General features: G+C 64.6%; 15 protein-coding genes. 12 read left to right on the forward strand and 3 right to left on the reverse strand.

From position 1 onward, the window contains the following. Positions 1-34: 34 nt before the first annotated feature. From ctaD to BW994_RS00165, 6 genes are read left to right on the forward strand one after another with little or no spacing between them, the layout of a single operon-like run. Complete coding sequence (gene ctaD, locus BW994_RS00140) at positions 35-1,633, forward strand: cytochrome c oxidase subunit I (RefSeq protein ID WP_029313516.1); 1,599 nt, start codon at positions 35-37, stop codon at positions 1,631-1,633. A gap of 39 nt (positions 1,634-1,672) precedes the next feature. Further along, a complete protein-coding gene (locus BW994_RS00145) occupies positions 1,673-2,629 on the forward strand; it encodes a heme o synthase (RefSeq protein ID WP_029313515.1) in 957 nt (318 codons plus the stop codon). After that, positions 2,626-2,811, forward strand: a complete 186-nt coding sequence (locus BW994_RS00150; RefSeq protein ID WP_035230419.1) for a hypothetical protein — start codon at positions 2,626-2,628, stop codon at positions 2,809-2,811. The genes BW994_RS00145 and BW994_RS00150 overlap by 4 nt, the downstream gene beginning before the upstream one ends. A 45-nt stretch (positions 2,812-2,856) precedes the next feature. Further along, positions 2,857-3,708 carry a cytochrome c oxidase subunit 3 gene (locus BW994_RS00155; RefSeq protein ID WP_029313513.1) on the forward strand — a complete coding sequence of 284 codons (852 nt, stop codon included), beginning with the start codon at positions 2,857-2,859 and terminating at the stop codon, positions 3,706-3,708. A 3-nt stretch (positions 3,709-3,711) separates the two neighbouring features. Next, positions 3,712-4,440, forward strand: a complete 729-nt coding sequence (locus tag BW994_RS00160; RefSeq protein ID WP_245594212.1) for an SURF1 family protein — start codon at positions 3,712-3,714, stop codon at positions 4,438-4,440. After that, complete coding sequence (locus BW994_RS00165) at positions 4,437-5,954, forward strand: carboxypeptidase M32 (protein ID WP_029313510.1); 1,518 nt, start codon at positions 4,437-4,439, stop codon at positions 5,952-5,954. Before BW994_RS00160 ends, BW994_RS00165 begins: the two co-directional genes overlap by 4 nt. 245 nt (positions 5,955-6,199) lie before the next feature. On the opposite strand, the gene BW994_RS00170 is transcribed toward BW994_RS00165, so the two are convergent. The 3 genes from BW994_RS00170 to rho all read right to left on the reverse strand — a co-directional run bounded on the left by BW994_RS00170 (position 6,200) and on the right by rho (position 9,270). Next, the gene (locus tag BW994_RS00170) at positions 6,200-6,598 is read right to left on the reverse strand and encodes a DUF4149 domain-containing protein (protein WP_029314102.1); all 399 of its coding nucleotides are present in this window, start codon (positions 6,596-6,598) and stop codon (positions 6,200-6,202) included. A gap of 11 nt (positions 6,599-6,609) precedes the next feature. Further along, the gene (gene ahcY, locus BW994_RS00175; protein ID WP_029314100.1) at positions 6,610-7,917 is read right to left on the reverse strand and encodes an adenosylhomocysteinase; all 1,308 of its coding nucleotides are present in this window, start codon (positions 7,915-7,917) and stop codon (positions 6,610-6,612) included. A gap of 78 nt (positions 7,918-7,995) precedes the next feature. Next, positions 7,996-9,270 carry a transcription termination factor Rho gene (gene rho / locus BW994_RS00180; protein WP_029314099.1) on the reverse strand — a complete coding sequence of 425 codons (1,275 nt, stop codon included), beginning with the start codon at positions 9,268-9,270 and terminating at the stop codon, positions 7,996-7,998. Positions 9,271-9,488: 218 nt separating this feature from the next. Between rho and BW994_RS00185 the strand changes: the two genes are divergently transcribed. The 6 genes from BW994_RS00185 (at position 9,489) to BW994_RS00210 (ending at position 17,689) form a co-directional block, all read left to right on the forward strand. Then, positions 9,489-11,102: a hypothetical protein gene (locus BW994_RS00185; RefSeq protein WP_139333927.1), complete on the forward strand. Its 1,614-nt coding sequence runs from the start codon at positions 9,489-9,491 to the stop codon at positions 11,100-11,102. Between the two features lie 122 nt (positions 11,103-11,224). Continuing rightward, positions 11,225-12,328 carry a COX15/CtaA family protein gene (locus BW994_RS00190; RefSeq protein ID WP_029314096.1) on the forward strand — a complete coding sequence of 368 codons (1,104 nt, stop codon included), beginning with the start codon at positions 11,225-11,227 and terminating at the stop codon, positions 12,326-12,328. Beyond that, positions 12,325-13,389, forward strand: coding sequence for a COX15/CtaA family protein (locus tag BW994_RS00195; protein WP_029314095.1), 1,065 nt, complete (start codon positions 12,325-12,327; stop codon positions 13,387-13,389). Before BW994_RS00190 ends, BW994_RS00195 begins: the two co-directional genes overlap by 4 nt. Continuing rightward, entirely contained in the window at positions 13,389-14,849 is a 1,461-nt protein-coding gene (tldD, locus tag BW994_RS00200; RefSeq protein WP_029314094.1) for a metalloprotease TldD, read from the forward strand. Before BW994_RS00195 ends, tldD begins: the two co-directional genes overlap by 1 nt. A 315-nt stretch (positions 14,850-15,164) precedes the next feature. Continuing rightward, positions 15,165-16,646, forward strand: a complete 1,482-nt coding sequence (locus tag BW994_RS00205) for a xylulokinase (protein WP_029313850.1) — start codon at positions 15,165-15,167, stop codon at positions 16,644-16,646. Between the two features lie 23 nt (positions 16,647-16,669). Next, positions 16,670-17,689: a zinc-dependent alcohol dehydrogenase gene (locus BW994_RS00210; RefSeq protein WP_029313851.1), complete on the forward strand. Its 1,020-nt coding sequence runs from the start codon at positions 16,670-16,672 to the stop codon at positions 17,687-17,689. Positions 17,690-17,750 lie beyond the last annotated feature (61 nt).

The raw sequence follows: 17,750 nt of genomic DNA on the forward strand, positions 1-17,750 counted from the left end.
ATTCCGTCTCCATCATCCGCCAGGGGTCATGACCATGTCCGCGACCGCGCTTCACGACGATCACGCCGCCCACAGCCATCAGCAGCCCGGCTTCTTCCGCCGTTGGGTGATGAGCACGAACCACAAGGATATCGGCACGCTCTACATCACCTGGGCGATCATCGCCGGGATCGAGGGTGGCGTGCTCTCCATGATCATGCGCGCGCAATTGGCCGAACCGGGCAACACGCTGATCACCAACGGCGCGGCCTGGAACGCGATCGTCACCTCCCACGGCCTGCTGATGATCTTCTTTCTCGTCATGCCCGCGCTGATCGGCGGTTTCGGCAACTGGATGGTGCCGATGATGATCGGTGCACCGGACATGGCGTTCCCGCGCCTCAACAACATGAGCTTCTGGTTCCTGTTCATGGGGTTCATTTTCGTCAACCTCGGCCTGCTGGTCGGCGTCGGCTCCGGCATCGGGTGGACGCTGTATCCGCCGCTGTCCGACATCACCTATTCGCCCGGCCCGGCGGTCGATTTCACGCTGTTCTCGCTCCATCTGGCCGGTATCTCCTCGCTGCTCGGCGCGATCAACTTCATCGCCACCATCCTGAATATGCGCGCACCCGGCATGACGATGCATAAAATGCCACTGTTCGTCTGGTCGATCCTCGTCACCGCCTTCCTGCTGCTGCTCGCCATTCCGGTCCTCGCCGGCGCCATCACCATGCTCATCATGGACCGCAATTTCGGCACCTCGTTCTTCGAGCCAGCCGGCGGCGGCGACCCGGTGCTGTTCCAGCATCTGTTCTGGTTCTTCGGCCATCCCGAAGTCTACATCATGATCCTGCCGGCCTTCGGCATCGTCAGCCACGTGGTGTCCACCTTCTCGAAAAAGCCGATCTTCGGCTACCTCGGCATGGTCTACGCCATGGTCGCGATCGGCTTCGTCGGCTTCGTGGTCTGGGCGCATCACATGTTCGTCTCGGGTATCTCGATGGACAGCAAAGTCTATTTCGAGGCCGCAACCCTGGTCATCGCGGTGCCGACCGGTGTGAAAGTGTTCTCCTGGATCGCAACCATGTGGGGCGGCTCGGTCGAGTTGAAGACGCCGATGCTCTGGGCGATCGGCTTCATCTTCATGTTCGTGGTCGGCGGCGCCACCGGCGTGGTGCTCGCCAACGCCGGCCTCGATACCGAACTCCACAACACCTACTTCGTCATCGCGCATTTCCACTACGTGCTGTCGATGGGCTCGGTGTTCGCGATCTTCGCCGGCTTCTATTATTGGATCGGCAAAATGTACGGCCAGCAGTACAACGAAACCCTCGGCAAGCTGCATTTCTGGCTGTTCTTCATCGGCGTCAACCTCACCTTCTTCCCGCAGCATTTCCTCGGCCTCGCCGGCATGCCGCGCCGCTACCCCGACTACCCGACCGCGTTCGCCGGCTGGAACTACGTCTCCTCGGTGGGTGCCATCGTGTCGGGCGTCAGCACGCTGGTGTTCTTCGTGATCCTGTTCAAAATCTTCACCGGCAAACAGAAACTCGCCGCCAACTATTGGGGCGATGGTGCCACGACGCTGGAATGGACCGTGCCGTCCCCCGCGCCGCACCATACGTTCGAAGACGTGCCGGTGATCCGCTGAGCGGATCATCCGGGACGAATAACGGATTGGATCGTCTGAATGAGTGATACCATCATGCGCACGAGCGCGCCGGCCGCAACCGTGGAGCCGGCGCTGCTCGATCAGGCGATCCTCGGCGCAACCACGTCAGACTGGCTGGCCCTGCTCAAGCCGCGCGTCCTCTATCTGGTGGTCTACACCGGCGCCGCCGGTCTGCTGGTCGCCCCCGGCCCCCTCAACCCGGTGCTCGCCTTCACCGCCATCCTCTGCATCGCAATGGCGGCCGGCGCCGCCGGTGCCATCAACATGTGGTACGACCGCGATATCGATGCGATCATGCGCCGCACCGCCAAGCGCCCGGTGCCCGCCGGGCGCATCTCGCCCTCCGGCGCGCTCAGCTTCGGCGTCGGCCTGTCCTTCCTCTCCGTCCTGCTGATGTGGCTGGCCACCAATGTGCTCGCCGCGGCCATCCTCGCGCTGTCCATCGCCTTCTACGTGTTCATCTACACCATGTGGCTGAAGCGCCGCACCCCGCAGAACATCGTGATCGGCGGCGCCGCCGGCGCATTTCCGCCGATCATCGGCTGGGTCGCGGTCACCGGCCATCTCGCGCTCCTGCCGATCGTGCTGTTCGCACTCATCTTCATCTGGACACCGCCGCATTTCTGGGCACTCTCGCTGTTCGCCTCCGCCGATTACGAAAAAGCCGGCGTGCCGATGCTGCCCGTCGTCGCCGGTGCCAAAGCCACCCGCCTCGCCGTCATGCGCTACACACTGTGGATGGTACCGATCTCGCTGTTGCCCTACGTCCTGCACGAGGCCGGGCCGTTCTACGCTGCCAGCGCCCTGGTCCTCGGACTCGCCTTCATCTGGTACGCGATCGGCGTGATGCGCGATCGGCAAGACCCCACCGGCGTCAGCCTGACGCGCGATGTACCGGCCAAGGCCGCCTTCAAATACTCCATCCTCTATCTGTTCCTGATCTTCGGCGCTCTGGTCGTGGACCATTTCCTATGACCGAAGCCGATCGCATCTCCGTCACACCGACCACCGCGAACTGGACTCCGGAACAAAAAGCCGAGTTCGTGCGCCGCCGGCGCGGACGGAACTGGGCCCTGTTCGGCGCCATGGTGGCGCTGTGCCTGCTGATTTACGCCATCGCTGTCGTCAAGCTTTACCACGCCGGGCATATGTGGTGATGACACGACAACGGTTCTTGCGACGCCTTCTGGGAGATTGATGACATGAGCGGTGATCTACACACGGCCGAAGGCCAAATCGCGGGCACGGTGCCACACCCGTACCACATGGTCGAACCAAGCCTCTGGCCGGTATTCGGCGCGATCTCGGCCATCCTGATCGCGGCCGGCATCATCTTCGTCGCCCATTACAACGACTACTGGTTCCTCATCGCCGGCACGCTCGGTGCTGTGTCCACCATGTATGTCTGGTGGCGCGATGTGGTGCGCGAAAGCCGCACGCCCGGCCTGCACAAACTCGTCACGCAAATCGGCATGCGCTACGGCATGGCGCTGTTCATCAGCTCCGAAGTGATGTTCTTCGTCTCGTTCTTCTGGGCCTATTTCAACTTCTTCTTCTACCCGACGCATATGGGCTACGCCCACGCGCCGGTCTGGCCGCCCCAGCACATCACCACGATCGATCCCTTCGCGGTGCCGCTGTTCAACACCATGGTCCTGCTGCTCTCCGGCACCACCATCACCTGGGCCCACCACGCGCTGCTCGAAAACGATCGCCGCGGCATGATCCAGGGCCTCGGCGTCACCGTGCTGCTCGGCATCACCTTCCTCTGCGGCCAAGGCTATGAATACACCCACTCGCCGTTCAACTTCTATCACGGCGGCATCTTCCCCTCGGTGTTCTTCATCGCCACCGGGTTCCACGGCTTTCACGTCATCGTCGGCACCACCTTCCTGGCCGTGAATTTCTTCCGCGCGATCAAGGGCCAGTTCAGCGTCAAGCGTCACTTCGGCTTCGAAGCCGCCGCCTGGTACTGGCATTTCGTCGACGTCGTCTGGCTGTTCCTGTTCGTCTGCATCTACTATTTCGGCCGCAGCGCAATCACCGCGGCCTGATGGATGCCTGACCCCGTGATCGATCAGGCACCGCCGCGCGCGCGCTGGCGGCGCCTGATCGGGATGGGGGTGTTCAGCCTCGTCATGCTCGTGCTGCTGCTCACCCTCGGCGTGTGGCAGGTGCACCGCTGGCACTACAAAGACCGCATCCAGCGCGAAATCATCGCCGCCCAACTCCTCCCGCCGATCCGCCTGCCGCCCCACCCGACGCCCTATCAAAAAGTCGCCATCTCCGGCCACTGGCTCGCCACCAAGGCCGCGTTCTTCGCCGACCAGATCCGCAATTCCCCCGCCGGCCCCTTGCAAGGCTCGCAGCTCATCATGCCGTTCCAGCGCCGCAACGGCGATGTCGTCATGGTCGATCTCGGCTGGGTGCAAGGCACCACACCCCAGCCGTCCCCCGTACCGGCAGGCCCGGCCGTTGTCTCAGGCTATGTCCAGGCAGCGCAGAATTTCGGCCCGTTCGCCGCCAAGAGCAACGCCGCCAAACGCATGTTCTACACGCTCGACCCGCGCCAGATCGGCGCCGCACTCGGCCTCCACCACGTCCAGAACTTCACCCTGATCATGCTCGGCCCCCAGCCCATCGCCGGCGGCCCGATCCCCGCCGCCAGCCTGCCGCAACCGCCGAACAACTCCCAGCAATACGCCCTGACCTGGTTCGGCCTCGCACTGGTCGTGGTGCTGGAATTCCTGTTCTACGCCCGCAAACAACTGAAAGAGCCCGCATGAACCACATCGCCGCCAACACCGACCCCAATGCCTACCACCGCCTCACCACCCGCTTCGCCCGCATGGCGACGGTCGAGGAAGCCATGTCCATGCTGGGTTGGGACGAAGCGGCCGTCATGCCGGATGGCGGTTCCGCCGCCCGCGCCGACCAGTTGGCAACCCTGTCGGGCATCGCTCACGGCATGCTGGTCGAACCCGCCGTCGCCGACGATCTCGACGCCGCCGAAGCCCATCCCCCCACTTCACCCGCCGAACGCCGCAACCTGGAATTGATGCGCCGCAGCCACACCCAGGCCGTCGCCCTGCCCGGCGACCTCGTCGAGGCATTGACCCGCCAGGCATCCACCTGCGAAAAAATCTGGCGCGCCGCCCGCGCCGCATCCGACTTCAGCATGGCCGCCCAGCCGCTCGCCGACCTGCTCGCACTGAGCCGTGAAAAAGCCGCCGCCCTCAGCGCAGCCTCCCGCCTCGCCCCCTACGATGCCCTGATCGATACCTACCAACCCGGCATCACAGCGGCCGAAATCACCCCGGTGTTCACCCGCTACGAAGCCTTTCTCCGCACCGCGCTGCCCCAGGTCGAAGCCCTGCAGGCCAACCGCGAACACCGCACACCCGGCACCGCCCCCTTCGCCATCACCGCACAGGAAGCCCTCTGCCGCCGCCTGTCCGCCCAGGCCGGGCTCGACTACACCGCCGCCCGGCTCGACCGCTCCACCCACCCGTTCTGCGGCGGCACACCCACCGATATCCGCATCACCACCCGCTACGACGAAGCCGATTTCGCCTCCGCCCTGATGGGCGTGCTGCACGAAACCGGCCACGCCCTCTACGAAGCCGGACTGCCGCGCACCCACGCCCGCCAGCCGGTCGGCACCGCCGCCGGCATGGCCGCCCACGAAAGCCAGTCCCTCATCATCGAAATGCAGGCTGCCCGGTCCGATGCCTACCTCGGCTTCCTCGGCCCGGTCCTCGCCGAAGCCTTCGGCCAGGATCCGGCTGGCTTCACACTCCCCCGCCTCGCCGCACGACTCCGTCACGTCGAACGCAGCTTCATCCGCGTCGAAGCCGATGAAATGACCTACCCCGCCCACGTCATCCTGCGCTACCGCCTCGAAGCCGCCATGATCGCCGGCGACCTCGCCGTCACCGACCTGCCCGGCGCCTGGGCCGACCAACTCCGCAGCCTGCTCGACATCACCCCACCCGATGACGCGCGCGGCTGCCTGCAAGATATCCACTGGTACTGCGGCCTGTTCGGCTACTTCCCATCCTACACACTCGGCGCCATGGCCGCCGCCCAACTCATGGCCGCCGCCCGCACCGCCGTGCCAACCATCGATGCCGCCCTCGCCCAAGGCGACTTCGCGCCCCTGCTCACCTGGCTGCGCACCAACGTCCACCACCACGGCGCCAGCTTCGGCTTCAACGACCTGCTCCGCCAAGCCACCGGCCAACCCCTCGACCCCACCGCATTCGAAACCCACCTGACGACACGCTATTTGGCGCGGTGATGGTGGGTGGGACAGAGGTCAGAAAGGCCAGGGGCTCTGCCCCTGGACCCCGTTAAAGGCGGAGCCTTTAAAATCCATTAGTTTTAGGCAAGGGGAGGGCGACCCAGGCCAGATCGACGGAACCACCGAGGCAGCGCCCTCCCCTTGCCTAAAACTAGCGGGTTCTAAGGGCTCAGCCCTTAGTGGGGGTCGAGGGGGCAAAGCCCCCCGCCTTGCTTACCTTTGCCCGACCCAGCACGACCGCGTCAGGCAACGAGTCCGGTCAGGAGCAGGATGACGACGAGGAATTCGGCGCCGTTGGCGTAGACCGAGAGTTTATGGGCGCGGTCGAAGGCGGGTTGGTTGCCGGCTTCGCGCAGGGTGTTGATATGCGGCAGCCATTCGAGCCAGAGCCAGAGTGTGGCGCCGGCGATAAGGATGGCGGCGAGCGCGTACCAGGGTTTGCCGTGGATCAGCAGGCCGAAGCTCGCGATCACGGCGGCGGTGGTCACATACAGATAGTAGCGGGGGAAGGCGGCGCGGATGAACGGCCCGGCGACGTCGGGGGGCAGTTTGCTGAACACCAGCGGGGTCATGACCGCGCCGTAGAACAGCATGCCGCCGAGCAAGGCGGCCAGACCCATAACGGCAAGGAACCCGCCCATCCGCGTGATCCTCAATACCGGTATTCGTCGTGTTTGAACGGGCCGGTTTTGGAAACGCCGATGTATTCGGCTTGGGCGGGCGACAGCACGGTGAGCGCCGCGCCGACTTTGGCGAGGTGAAGTGCCGCGACTTTTTCATCGAGGTGCTTGGGCAGAACGTAAACCTCGTTCTTGTATTTGCCTGCCGGCGCCTGCCAGAGTTCGATCTGCGCGAGCACCTGGTTGGTGAAGCTGGCGGACATCACGAAGCTGGGGTGGCCGGTGGCGTTGCCGAGGTTGACGAGCCTGCCTTCGGACAGCACGATCAAGCGCTTGCCGTCCGGAAACACGACTTCATCGACCTGCGGCTTGACGTTTTCCCACCGGTAGTTGCGCAGCGATTCGATCTGGATTTCGCTGTCGAAATGGCCGATGTTGCAGACGATCGCGCGGTTTTTCATCGCGCGCATATGGTCGGCCGTAATCACGTCGATATTGCCGGTCGCGGTCACGAAAATATCGCCGCGCGCTGCGGCGGTATCCATGGTGACGACTTCGTAGCCTTCCATCGCGGCCTGGAGCGCGCAGATCGGGTCGATTTCAGTGACCAGCACGCGGCAGCCGGCGTTGCGCAGCGAGGCGGCGGAGCCCTTGCCGACGTCGCCGAACCCGGCGACCACGGCGATCTTGCCGGCCATCATCACATCGGTACCGCGGCGGATGCCATCGACCAGCGATTCACGGCAGCCATACAGATTGTCGAATTTCGATTTGGTGACGCTGTCATTGACGTTGATGGCCGGGCAGAGCAGCTGGCCGGCCTTCACCATGTCGCGCAGGCGGTGCACGCCGGTGGTGGTTTCCTCGGAAATGCCGCGCACATCGGCCAGCATTTCAGGATATTTGTCGTGCATCAGCTTGGTAAGGTCGCCGCCGTCGTCGAGGATCATGTTCGGCGTCCAGCCGTCTGGGCCGCGCACGGTCTGTTCGATGCACCAGTTGAACTCGTCCTCATCCATGCCTTTCCAGGCAAACACCGGCACACCGGCGGCGGCCACGCCGGCCGCGGCGTGATCCTGGGTCGAGAAAATATTGCAGGACGACCAACGGACCGTCGCACCCAGCGCGATCAGCGTCTCGATCAGCACCGCGGTCTGGATCGTCATGTGCAGGCAACCCGCGATGCGCGCGTTCTTCAGCGGCTGCGACGCGCCGAACTCCGTGCGCAGCGCCATCAGGCCGGGCATTTCGGTCTCGGCCATGCTGATTTCCTTGCGGCCCCAATCGGCCAGGCTGAAATCGCGCACTTTATAGTCGTTCTGGGGCATCGCGTCGGGCATCGTTACGTCCTTAAATCAGAAAAAAGTTAAGTAGTTCTTTTTTTCAAAAAAGAACCGAAAAATTTTTATGAAGCCGGTTTACGTGTTCATCGCCTCGAAGAAATCGCTGTTGGTTTTGCTATATTTCAGCTTATCGAGCAAGAATTCCATCGCCTCGGACGATCCCATCGGGTTCAGAATCCGCCGCAGCACCCACATTTTCGACAGCGTGGCCCGCTCGACCAGCAATTCTTCCTTGCGCGTGCCGGATTTGGTGATGTCGATCGCCGGGAACGTCCGCTTGTCGGATAATTTGCGATCAAGAATGATCTCCGAATTGCCGGTGCCCTTGAATTCCTCGAAAATCACCTCGTCCATCCGGCTGCCGGTATCGATCAGCGCGGTCGCGATAATCGTGAGCGAGCCGCCTTCCTCGATATTGCGGGCCGCACCGAAAAACCGCTTGGGCTTCTGCAACGCATTGGCATCGACACCGCCGGTCAGCACCTTGCCGGAGCTCGGCACCACCGCGTTATAGGCACGGGCAAGCCGGGTGATGCTGTCGAGCAGAATGACCACGTCGCGCTTGTGTTCGACCAGGCGCTTGGCTTTTTCGAGCACCATCTCGGTCACCTGCACGTGGCGGGTCGCCGGCTCATCGAAGGTCGAGGCCACAACCTCACCCTTCACCGTGCGCGCCATGTCGGTGACTTCCTCGGGCCGTTCGTCGATCAGCAGCACGATCAGGAACGCCTCGGGATGATTGGTCGAAATCGAAGTGGCGATGCTTTGCAGCATCACGGTCTTGCCGGTGCGCGGCGGTGCCACGATCAAGGCGCGCTGGCCTTTGCCGATCGGCGAGATCAGATCGATCACCCGTGCCGTATTGTCCTTCTGCTGACCCTTCGGCGGCGGCTCGGCGTTTTCGATCTCCATCCCAAGCCGCTCGGTCGGATACAGCGGCGTCAAATTATCGAAATTGATCCGGTGGCGCACCGCATCGGGCGGCTCGAAATTGATGGTCTCGACCTTCAGCAGCGAAAAATACCGCTCGCCATCCTTCGGCGCGCGAATTTCACCGGCAACGGTATCGCCGGTGCGCAGGCCAAAGCGGCGCATCTGCGCGGGCGAGACGTAAATATCATCCGGGCCAGGCAGATAATTGCTCTGCGGGCTGCGCAGGAACGCGAAGCCATCCGGCAGGGTTTCGAGCGTACCATCGCCATGAATCGCCTGATCGTTCTCGGCATAGGCCTTGAGGATGGCGAACATCATGTCCTGCTTGCGCAGGCTCGATGCGTTCTCGACCTGCAATTCCTCGGCGAGGCTGAGCAGATCGGTGGGGGATTTGGCCTTGAGTTCGGCGAGATTCATATATGTCCGCTATGGATGATGGGCCCGGAGGGCAATGCGATCAGGGCGCTTTCGAGGGGAGTGCGCCCAAAGGGGCGCGGCAACCGGGCGTGTTTGTCCCAGCCCCGTTTACATGCCGGATGCCTTCGGTCGGGTCAAGGGGCCTCCGCGATGCCGGTTTGACGAAACGACCGGCGGATCGCTAGAGCCAGGACGCTCCAGCGAGGGAACAGGGTCGCATGTCGCTATCAACGCGCGTCAGAACCGGCACTTTCCAGCCCATGATGCGCGTGGCGATCGTGCTCGGCATCGCCATCGGCCTCGTCCAGAGCCTGAAACTCGTCTTTCACCTATGGGGTGCCGATTCTGACGTTGCCGACCCGGTCCTGCTCTGGAACGGCGTGCATCGCTACGGTCTGCAGTTCGTCACCATGTGGCGCTACACCCAGGATAACTGGCTGCTGTCACTGATGCCGTTCGACGCCGTGATGTTCGCATTGTTCGGCGATCGGCCGGTCGTCGTGGTCGCCACCGGCTTGCTGTTCTTCTGGGCTATCGTGCTGCTGGTGGGTGTCCTGATCGGGCGTGAGCGCGGCGGCTGGATCGGTGCCGGTGCTGCCATGGTGCTGCTGTTCGCGGGTGAACCGACCATCGGCAACGGTGGCTTCCTGGGTTATCCGGTATCGCACGGTATTTCACTGGTCTGGGGCCTGATCGGCCTGCTCCTGACGGTGTCATACCTCGATCGCCGGCGCCCCATCCTGCTCGCCGGCGCCGGCGTCTGCCTGTTCGTCGCCGCCGTGTCCGACCCCTGGGCCGATGCGGCGTTCATGATTCCCATGCTGCTCGCGGCACTCTCACTAATCGTGATCGGCCGGGCGGATCGGCGACCGCTGATCGCGATTGTCGCGATGTTGCTGGTCGTCGGCCTGCTCGTGCAGACCCGATTATTCGGCGCCCTCGGTTTCCTGCCCGGAGTCAGTCATTCGGTGGGGACGCCGTCGCAGATGATCGAAAACGCCGCATTTGCGGCACGCTACATCGCGGTCTTCTTCAACATCCTGCCCGGATTATTGACCGTCTCCGGCCAGACACCGGCAACGCCCGCCGTGACGATCGATTGCGTCATTTTCTTTGCGCTCGTCCTGCTGTGCCTGTTTCGCGTGATCCGCAACGGTTCGATCAACACTGCTCGGTGCCAGTTTATCGCGATCACCGCACTGGCATCGATGTTCGTCATGCTGGCAGCCCTGATTGTCACCGGGTTCCAGCAAGGCATGGTGACCGCCCGCTATTTGTCGAATATATTCGTGTTCGTGCCGCTGCTCATCGCCGCGAGCCCCGCCGGAAGCGGGCCGAACGCACGCTTCGACCGCGGCGCGTTGCTCGTGCTGGCCGGCCTGTTCATCACATCCGGTCTGGTGAGCGACCGGGTGGTCTGGAACAACCGAACACCAACGAGGGCCCTGAACGGCATCCCGCAGATGGCCGCATTTCTTGCCGCCCGCCATATCACATTCGGCTACGGCCCCTATTGGTGGACCCAGGCCAACGCGACCGGCTGGGTAACCCACGGCAAACTGACGATCCGCCCGATCGACTTCAACCCGAGCGAGGGCAAGTTCGTACCCAAGCCGGTCCAGACCCTGCCGAATTGGTACACAAAACCAGCCATCGCGCGCGAACCCTCCCGCATGGCGCTGATCCTGTCGCCCTCACCCGGCGATTGCGGTGCCGCCACCACCTGCCTCGCCGCCGCCACCGCCCAATTCGGCCCACCCGCGCAGATCGTACCCTACGGACCGCTGACCGTGCTGATCTACAATCACCACCTCTATCTCGCCCCCCGCTGAGCCTATCATCGCCGGCACAACCCTCACCCGGACGTGACAGGATCGCCAAACGCACCGCTTTACAAAGCTGGAAACGGGTGCAAATCCAGGCGACCAGATAGTCCAAAACCCGAGGTCGCCTCATGGCATCGCAATCCGTTGCCGATTTCAACATCAGCACGCGCCGCGCCGAGCGGTCGTCGTCCACCGGTAATCGCCGGATCGTGGCGACCTGGCTGTTCATCAGCTTCGCCCTCATCGTCGAAATGTTCGGCATCGGCGCCTATGTCCAAAACGACAACGCCGGCCTCTCGATCATGGCGTGGCAACCGGTCTCCGGCATCATCCCGCCGCTCACCCACGCGGCGTGGGAGCGCATGTTCGCGCTCTACAAAACCATCCCGCAATACCAGCTCCTCAACAGCCACATGGACCTCGCCGGGTTCAAAGCGATCTTCTGGCCCGAATGGATTCACCGCATGTGGGGCCGCCTGCTCGGCCTCGATTTCGGCGTCCCGCTGGTCTGGTTCTGGTGGACCGGCCGGCTGGAACGCCGGCTGCGGCCCTGGCTGGTCACCTTGTTCGTCCTCGGCGGCGTCCAGGGCCTGATCGGCTGGTGGATGGTCGCGTCAGGCTTCCAACCGGGCCTCACCGAGGTTTCGGTCTGGCGCCTCTCGATCCATTATTGCTTCGCGACCATGCTGGCGATCGCGGTGTTCACCACCGGCCTCGTCGTGCTCAAGCCGGACTCCGAGCGCCTGGCACCGTCCATCGCCGCGAAATACAAGGTCGCCCGCGGCTTCGCCCTCGCCTCGATCGCGGTGATCATCGTCGCGATCATCGCCGGCACCTTCCTCTCCGGCACCCACGCTTATACGATCGACAACACATTTCCCCTGATGCAGGGCCAATGGGTGCCGCCCGATTACGCCGCCCTGCACCCGTTCTGGAGCAATCTCTTCCTCAACAAAGCGGCTACCCAATGGGATCACCGCCTGCTCGGCACCATCGCCGCCGTCGTCGTGCTGGCCGCCGTCGTGGTCGCCATCCGCGCCGATCTGCCGCCCCGCGCGCGCGACGCCTTCCTGATCATGGGCGGCCTGCTGGTCATCCAATACATCCTCGGCGTCACCACGCTGGTCTCGAAAATCCTCGATATCGGCATCGTCCATCAATTGAACGCCGTCCTGCTGCTCGCCGCCGCGGTCTGGGCCTGGTTCGAGCTGCGCGGCCGGCGTGCCGCATGAACGCGCGGCCTGACCGGCTGATCGGGAACTGGCTACTGATCATCTGCGCCATGATGTTCGGCATGGTCGCCGGCGGCGGCCACGCCCGCACCATCGGCGCCGGCTTCATCATCCAGCAATGGCGCCCGCTCACCGGCATCATCCCGCCGCTCACCCACGCCGCCTGGCTGCATGTGTTCGACCTCTACCGCCAGACCGCGCAGTTCCGCCTGCTCCACCCCACCATGACCCTCGCCCAATTCCAGTCGCTGTTCATGCCGATGTTCATCGATCGCGACTGGGGTCGGCTGATGGCGCTGGTCTTCGCCCTGCCGCTCGTCTGGTTCTGGTGGCGCGGCCGGCTCTCCAACCGCCTCGCCCTCTGGCTGCTCGCCCTGTTCGCCGCCGGTGCCGGCGAAGCGACCATGGGCTGGCTGATGACCTATCAGGGCATGTTCGGCGTCCTGCACCCCTCGCCACTCTACCTCGCGCCGCATTTCGTGCTGGCGATGCTGATCTTCACCGCCATGCTCTGGACCGCGCTGACCATCCGCAACCCCGAACCCCCCATCATCACCGGCCACTCGGGCCTGCGCACCCTGCTCAGCGTCTCGATCGGCCTTCTCATCGCCACCATCGGCCTCGGCGCCCTGGTTGCCGCGACCGGCGCCATCCACGTCTACAACACCTTCCCGCTGATGGATGGCCACGCCCTGCCGCCCCACGCCTTCAAACTCCACCCGCTCTGGCTCAATCTCTTCGCGAACCAGGCAACCGTGCAGTTCGATCACCGGGTGCTCGCCACCATCACCGCCATCATCGTCGTGGTCGCCGCCGTGCAGGGCTTACGCGCGCCACTCGGCCCAAAACCGCGCGATCTGTTTTTGCTGCTGGCAGGATTGGTCATCGTGCAATATATATTGGGCATGAGCGCGCTGGTCTCCGGCATGGCCGGACTCGGCTATGTCCACGAACTCAACGCCGTGCTGCTGCTCGCCGCCTGTGTCGCATGTCGTCACGCTCTGCGTGGCGCGGTACCAGCCGGTGCCGAACATCCTCTTGTCATGAAGGCCGCCGAATAATGCCCGATACCATCATTGCCGCCCCGCACGACGCTCTCGCCACCGCCGACCGTCTGTTTCACGGCAACGACGGTCTGAACGCGTTCGAAGCCCGCCGCACCATCGCCCCCGTGCTCGACCCGGCCGATGACGGCGAATTGTTCCTCGAATACCGCGAATCCGAAATGCTCAGCCTCGATGACGGGCGCATCCGCAACGCCAGCTTCGACAACCGCCGCGGCTTCGGCCTCCGCTCGGTCACCGGCGAAGCCGCAATCTACGCCCACGCCGGCGAAATCACCGATGCCGCCCTCGCCCGCGCCGTCGCCACCCTGCAGGATGCCCGGCCCGAAGACTCCGGCACAGTTGCCCTGGCCCCGCCGAAAGCCGGCCCTGCACTTTACACCGCCCTCAACCCGCTCGCCGAAATGCCCTTCGCCGCCCGCGCCGCCATGCTCGGCGAAATCGATGCCTACGCCCGCGGCAAAGACAGCCGCGTGGTGCAAGTGATGGCGAGCCTGTTCGGCGAATGGCAGGTGGTCGAAATCCTCCGCGCCGATGGCGTCCGCGTCGCCGACGTGCGCCCCCTCGTCGTCCTCCACGTCTCGGTGGTGATGGAACAGGACGGCCGTCGCGAATCCGGCGGTCACGGCGCCGGCGGCCGCGAGAGCTACGCCACCGTCACCGCGCCCGATTTCTGGCGCGCCGCCGTCGATGAATCGATCCGCAAAGCCGCCCTCAACCTCGAAAGCATCGCCGCCCCCGCCGGTGAAATGCCCGTCGTCCTCGGCGCCGGCTGGCCCGGCATCCTGCTGCACGAAGCCATCGGCCACGGCCTCGAAGGCGATTTCAACCGCAAGAAAACCTCCGCCTTCGCCGGGCTGATGGGCAAACGCGTCGGCTCCAAAGGCGTCACCGTGGTCGATGACGGCACCCTGCCCAACCGGCGCGGATCCCTCACCGTCGATGACGAAGGCACCCCCACCAACCGCACCGTCCTGATCGAAGACGGCATCCTCACCGGCTACATCCAGGACCGCCAGAACGCCCGCCTGATGGGCATGACCCCCACCGGCAACGGCCGCCGCCAATCCTACGCCCACCTGCCCATGCCACGCATGACCAACACCATCATGCTCGCCGGCGACGCCACCCGCGATGATATGATCCGCTCCGTCAAACGCGGCCTCTACGCCGCAAACTTCGGCGGCGGTCAGGTCGATATCACCTCCGGCAAATTCGTCTTCTCCGCCTCCGAAGCCTACATGATCGAAGACGGCAAAATCGGCGCCCCCGTCAAAGGCGCCACCATCATCGGCAACGGACCCGACGCCCTGACCAAAGTCGATATGATCGGCAGCGACCTCGAACTCGACGCCGGCATCGGCACCTGTGGCAAAAACGGCCAAGGCGTCCCCGTCGGCGTCGGCCAACCCACCATCAAAATCTCCGGCCTGACCATCGGCGGCACCGCCGCCTGACGCCGGACCGGGGGGTGGTTGCCGCTCGGGGAAAGCAAGGCGGGGGGCTTTGCCCCCTCGACCCCCACTAAGGGCTTAGCCCTTAGAACCCGCTAGTTTTAGGCAAGGGGAGGGCGCTGCCTCGGACTTTCAGCTGATCTGGCCTGTGTCGCCCTCCCCTTGCCTAAAACTAATGGATTTTAAAGGCTCCGCCTTTAACGGGGTCCAGGGGCAGAGCCCCTGGCCTTAATTACCCCGAGCGTCACCCACCCCCGATCGAGCGTCAGACGGTCGTACCGCTTGATCGGTGGGGTGGGCTCGGCGTATGCGCCGGGGATGGATGCGGTGATAGGGCTTGATTGCAGTACGAGTGCGGTGAAGGCGGTCGCGTTCGATGCGCGCGGTGTCGTGTTGGCCGAGGGGCGGGCGGCGCTGGCGTTCAGGGCTTTGGGTGACAACCGGTTCGAGCAGGACCCGGGGGATTGGTGGCGTGCTGCGTGTACGGCGTTGCGGGCGTTGGTGGCTGCGGCGCATGGCGTGCGGTTTATCGGCATCGCCATTGCGAACCAGCGCGAGACGATTGCGCCGCTCGATGAATCGTTTCGCCCGACGCGACCGGCGATTTTATGGCTGGATGGCCGTGCTGCCGACGATGCGGCGGCGATGGCGTCGCGCTTTGGGCGTGAGACGCTGCACCGGATCACCGGCAAAATCCCGGACCCGAACCCCGCGCTGTATAAACTGGCGTGGATGCGGCGGGTTGAGCCGGCCACGCTCGATGCCAGCCGATATTTCGCCGAGGTGCATGGCTATCTGGCGCAGCGCCTGACCGGGCGGTTTGCCACCAGCACCGCGTCGGCCGATCCGCTCGGGGTGTTCGATCTGGCAGCGGGCGAGTATGCCCATGAATTGCTCGCTTCGATCGGCTTGCGGGCGGATCAATTCGCTGAACCACTGCCGCCCGGCAGCGTGATCGGCGCGTTGCACGCGCAGGCAGCGGCCGAGACGGGCTTGCCCGAGGGCCTGATGGTTGCGGCCGGCGGCGGCGATGGTCAGGCGGCGGGCGTTGCGGTCGGGCTGGATGCGCCGGGCCGCGCCTATCTCAATCTCGGCACCGCGATCGTTTCAGGCGTGCACAGCCGTGCCTATCGCATCGGCACGGCGTTCCGCACCATGATCAGCGCGGGCGGGCCGGGCTATGTGTTCGAAACTTCGCTGCGGTCGGGCACGTTGTTGTGTGACTGGCTGGCCCGCGATTTGTTCGGCGATCCGGCGGCGCTGACCACGCTGGAGGCCGCGGCCGCGGCGTTGCCGCCGGGGGCGGATGGCGTGTTCGTGCTGCCGTATTTCCTGGGTGTGATGACCCCGCATTGGGACAGTGCGGCCCGCGGCGCGATTCTCGGCCTGGCGCCGCATCATGGCCGCGCGCATCTGTTGCGCGCCCTGTTCGAGGGCATCGCCCATGAGCAGGCGGATGTCACGGCGCGCATCGTCGCGGCAACCGGGCTGGCGGTGACCGAGATCGTCGCGATCGGCGGCGGCAGCCGGAGCGATCTATGGTGCCAGATCATCGCGGACGTGATGGATATGCCCGTGCTGCGTTCGGCAAGTGCCGAGGCGTCGGCCCTGGGGGCCGCGATGGCGGCGGCGGTCGCGGCCGGCTGGTTCGCCGATTTCGCAGATGCCGCAACGGCGATGGCCGGCCCGATCACCGCCCGCTTCGACCCCGATCCGCCGCGCGTCGCCGCCTATGCGGCGCGCGCGGCGGAATACCGCACGATCTATCCGCGTCTCGCCGGGTTTCCGGCGGTTCCCTGAACCCCGATCACGAAAGACCCATCATGCAGGCTCTGTTCATCAACGGCATCCGCGACATCAGCATCGGGACCGCGCCGGAGCCCGATGCCGGCAATGCCCGCGTGCCGATCGCGGTGGCCGGCGTCGGCGTGTGCGGCAGCGACCTGCATTATTATCTGGAAGGCGGCATCAGCAGTCAGACCATCGCGGCCCCGTTCGTCCCCGGCCACGAATTCGCCGGGCATGTGCTGGAAGACCGGCCGGAGCTGGGCCTGCGGCGGGGTGAGCTCGTGGCGGTCGATCCGGCCACGCCGTGCGGCCATTGCGAATGGTGCCATCGCGGCGAGATCAATTTGTGCCCGAACACGGTGTTCATGGGCGCGCCGCCCTATCCGGGCGCGATGGCGGAGCGAATCGCGGTCGATCCGGCGCAGGTGATCAAGGTGCCGCAGGATTTCACCGTCGATGAGACGATGATGCTGGAACCGCTGGGTGTCGCGATCCACGCGATCGATCTGGCAAAGCCGCGCCTGCTGGAATCGGTCGCGGTGATCGGCTGCGGCCCGATCGGCCTGCTGATGATCGCGCTGGCGCGGCTGTCGGGCGTCGGTAAAATCTACGCGGTCGATCCGGTGGCGTATCGCGCCGAGGCAGCCGGCATCGAGGGCGCGGATATGACCGGCGCCGACCGCTCCGAAATCGCGGGATGGACCAACGGTCGCGGCGTCGATCTGGTGCTGGAAGCGACCAATGCGCCAACCGGGTTTCAGCACGCGGCGGAGGCCGCGCGCATCGGCGGCCGCATCGTGCTGGTCGGCATCCCGGAGGGCGATTCCTACACGCTGGTCGCCGGCCTCGCGCGCCGCAAGGGGTTGTCGGTCAAGTTCTCCCGCCGAATGGGCCATGTCTATCCGCGCGCGATCGATCTGGTTGCCGGCAAGCGGCTGAACGTCGGGCGCATCGTCACCCATCATTTCAGCCTGGCCGATGGCGCAACCGCGTTCGAATTGCAGGCCGCCTGTGCGGATGGCGCGCTGAAAAGCCTGATTCTGCCGAACGGATAAAATATTTGTTGTCAACGACCGATAAATTTTGGCATAGGTGAAAATATAATCAGGCGCGGTG

Origin of the sequence: Acidiphilium rubrum (assembly GCF_900156265.1) — a bacterium.
Lineage (GTDB): Bacteria > Pseudomonadota > Alphaproteobacteria > Acetobacterales > Acetobacteraceae > Acidiphilium > Acidiphilium rubrum.

Coding starts and splice junctions, on each gene's coding strand:
- BW994_RS00155 (WP_029313513.1), top strand. CDS start 2,857: ATGAGCGGTGATCTACACACGGCCGAAGGCCAAATCGCGGGCACGGTG.
- BW994_RS00170 (WP_029314102.1), bottom strand. CDS start 6,598: ATGGGCGGGTTCCTTGCCGTTATGGGTCTGGCCGCCTTGCTCGGCGGC.
- BW994_RS00160 (WP_245594212.1), top strand. CDS start 3,712: ATGCCTGACCCCGTGATCGATCAGGCACCGCCGCGCGCGCGCTGGCGG.
- BW994_RS00150 (WP_035230419.1), top strand. CDS start 2,626: ATGACCGAAGCCGATCGCATCTCCGTCACACCGACCACCGCGAACTGG.
- BW994_RS00190 (WP_029314096.1), top strand. CDS start 11,225: ATGGCATCGCAATCCGTTGCCGATTTCAACATCAGCACGCGCCGCGCC.
- BW994_RS00205 (WP_029313850.1), top strand. CDS start 15,165: ATGGATGCGGTGATAGGGCTTGATTGCAGTACGAGTGCGGTGAAGGCG.
- rho (WP_029314099.1), bottom strand. CDS start 9,270: ATGAATCTCGCCGAACTCAAGGCCAAATCCCCCACCGATCTGCTCAGC.
- ahcY (WP_029314100.1), bottom strand. CDS start 7,917: ATGCCCGACGCGATGCCCCAGAACGACTATAAAGTGCGCGATTTCAGC.
- BW994_RS00145 (WP_029313515.1), top strand. CDS start 1,673: ATGAGTGATACCATCATGCGCACGAGCGCGCCGGCCGCAACCGTGGAG.
- BW994_RS00185 (WP_139333927.1), top strand. CDS start 9,489: ATGTCGCTATCAACGCGCGTCAGAACCGGCACTTTCCAGCCCATGATG.
- BW994_RS00210 (WP_029313851.1), top strand. CDS start 16,670: ATGCAGGCTCTGTTCATCAACGGCATCCGCGACATCAGCATCGGGACC.
- ctaD (WP_029313516.1), top strand. CDS start 35: ATGTCCGCGACCGCGCTTCACGACGATCACGCCGCCCACAGCCATCAG.
- BW994_RS00165 (WP_029313510.1), top strand. CDS start 4,437: ATGAACCACATCGCCGCCAACACCGACCCCAATGCCTACCACCGCCTC.
- BW994_RS00195 (WP_029314095.1), top strand. CDS start 12,325: ATGAACGCGCGGCCTGACCGGCTGATCGGGAACTGGCTACTGATCATC.
- tldD (WP_029314094.1), top strand. CDS start 13,389: ATGCCCGATACCATCATTGCCGCCCCGCACGACGCTCTCGCCACCGCC.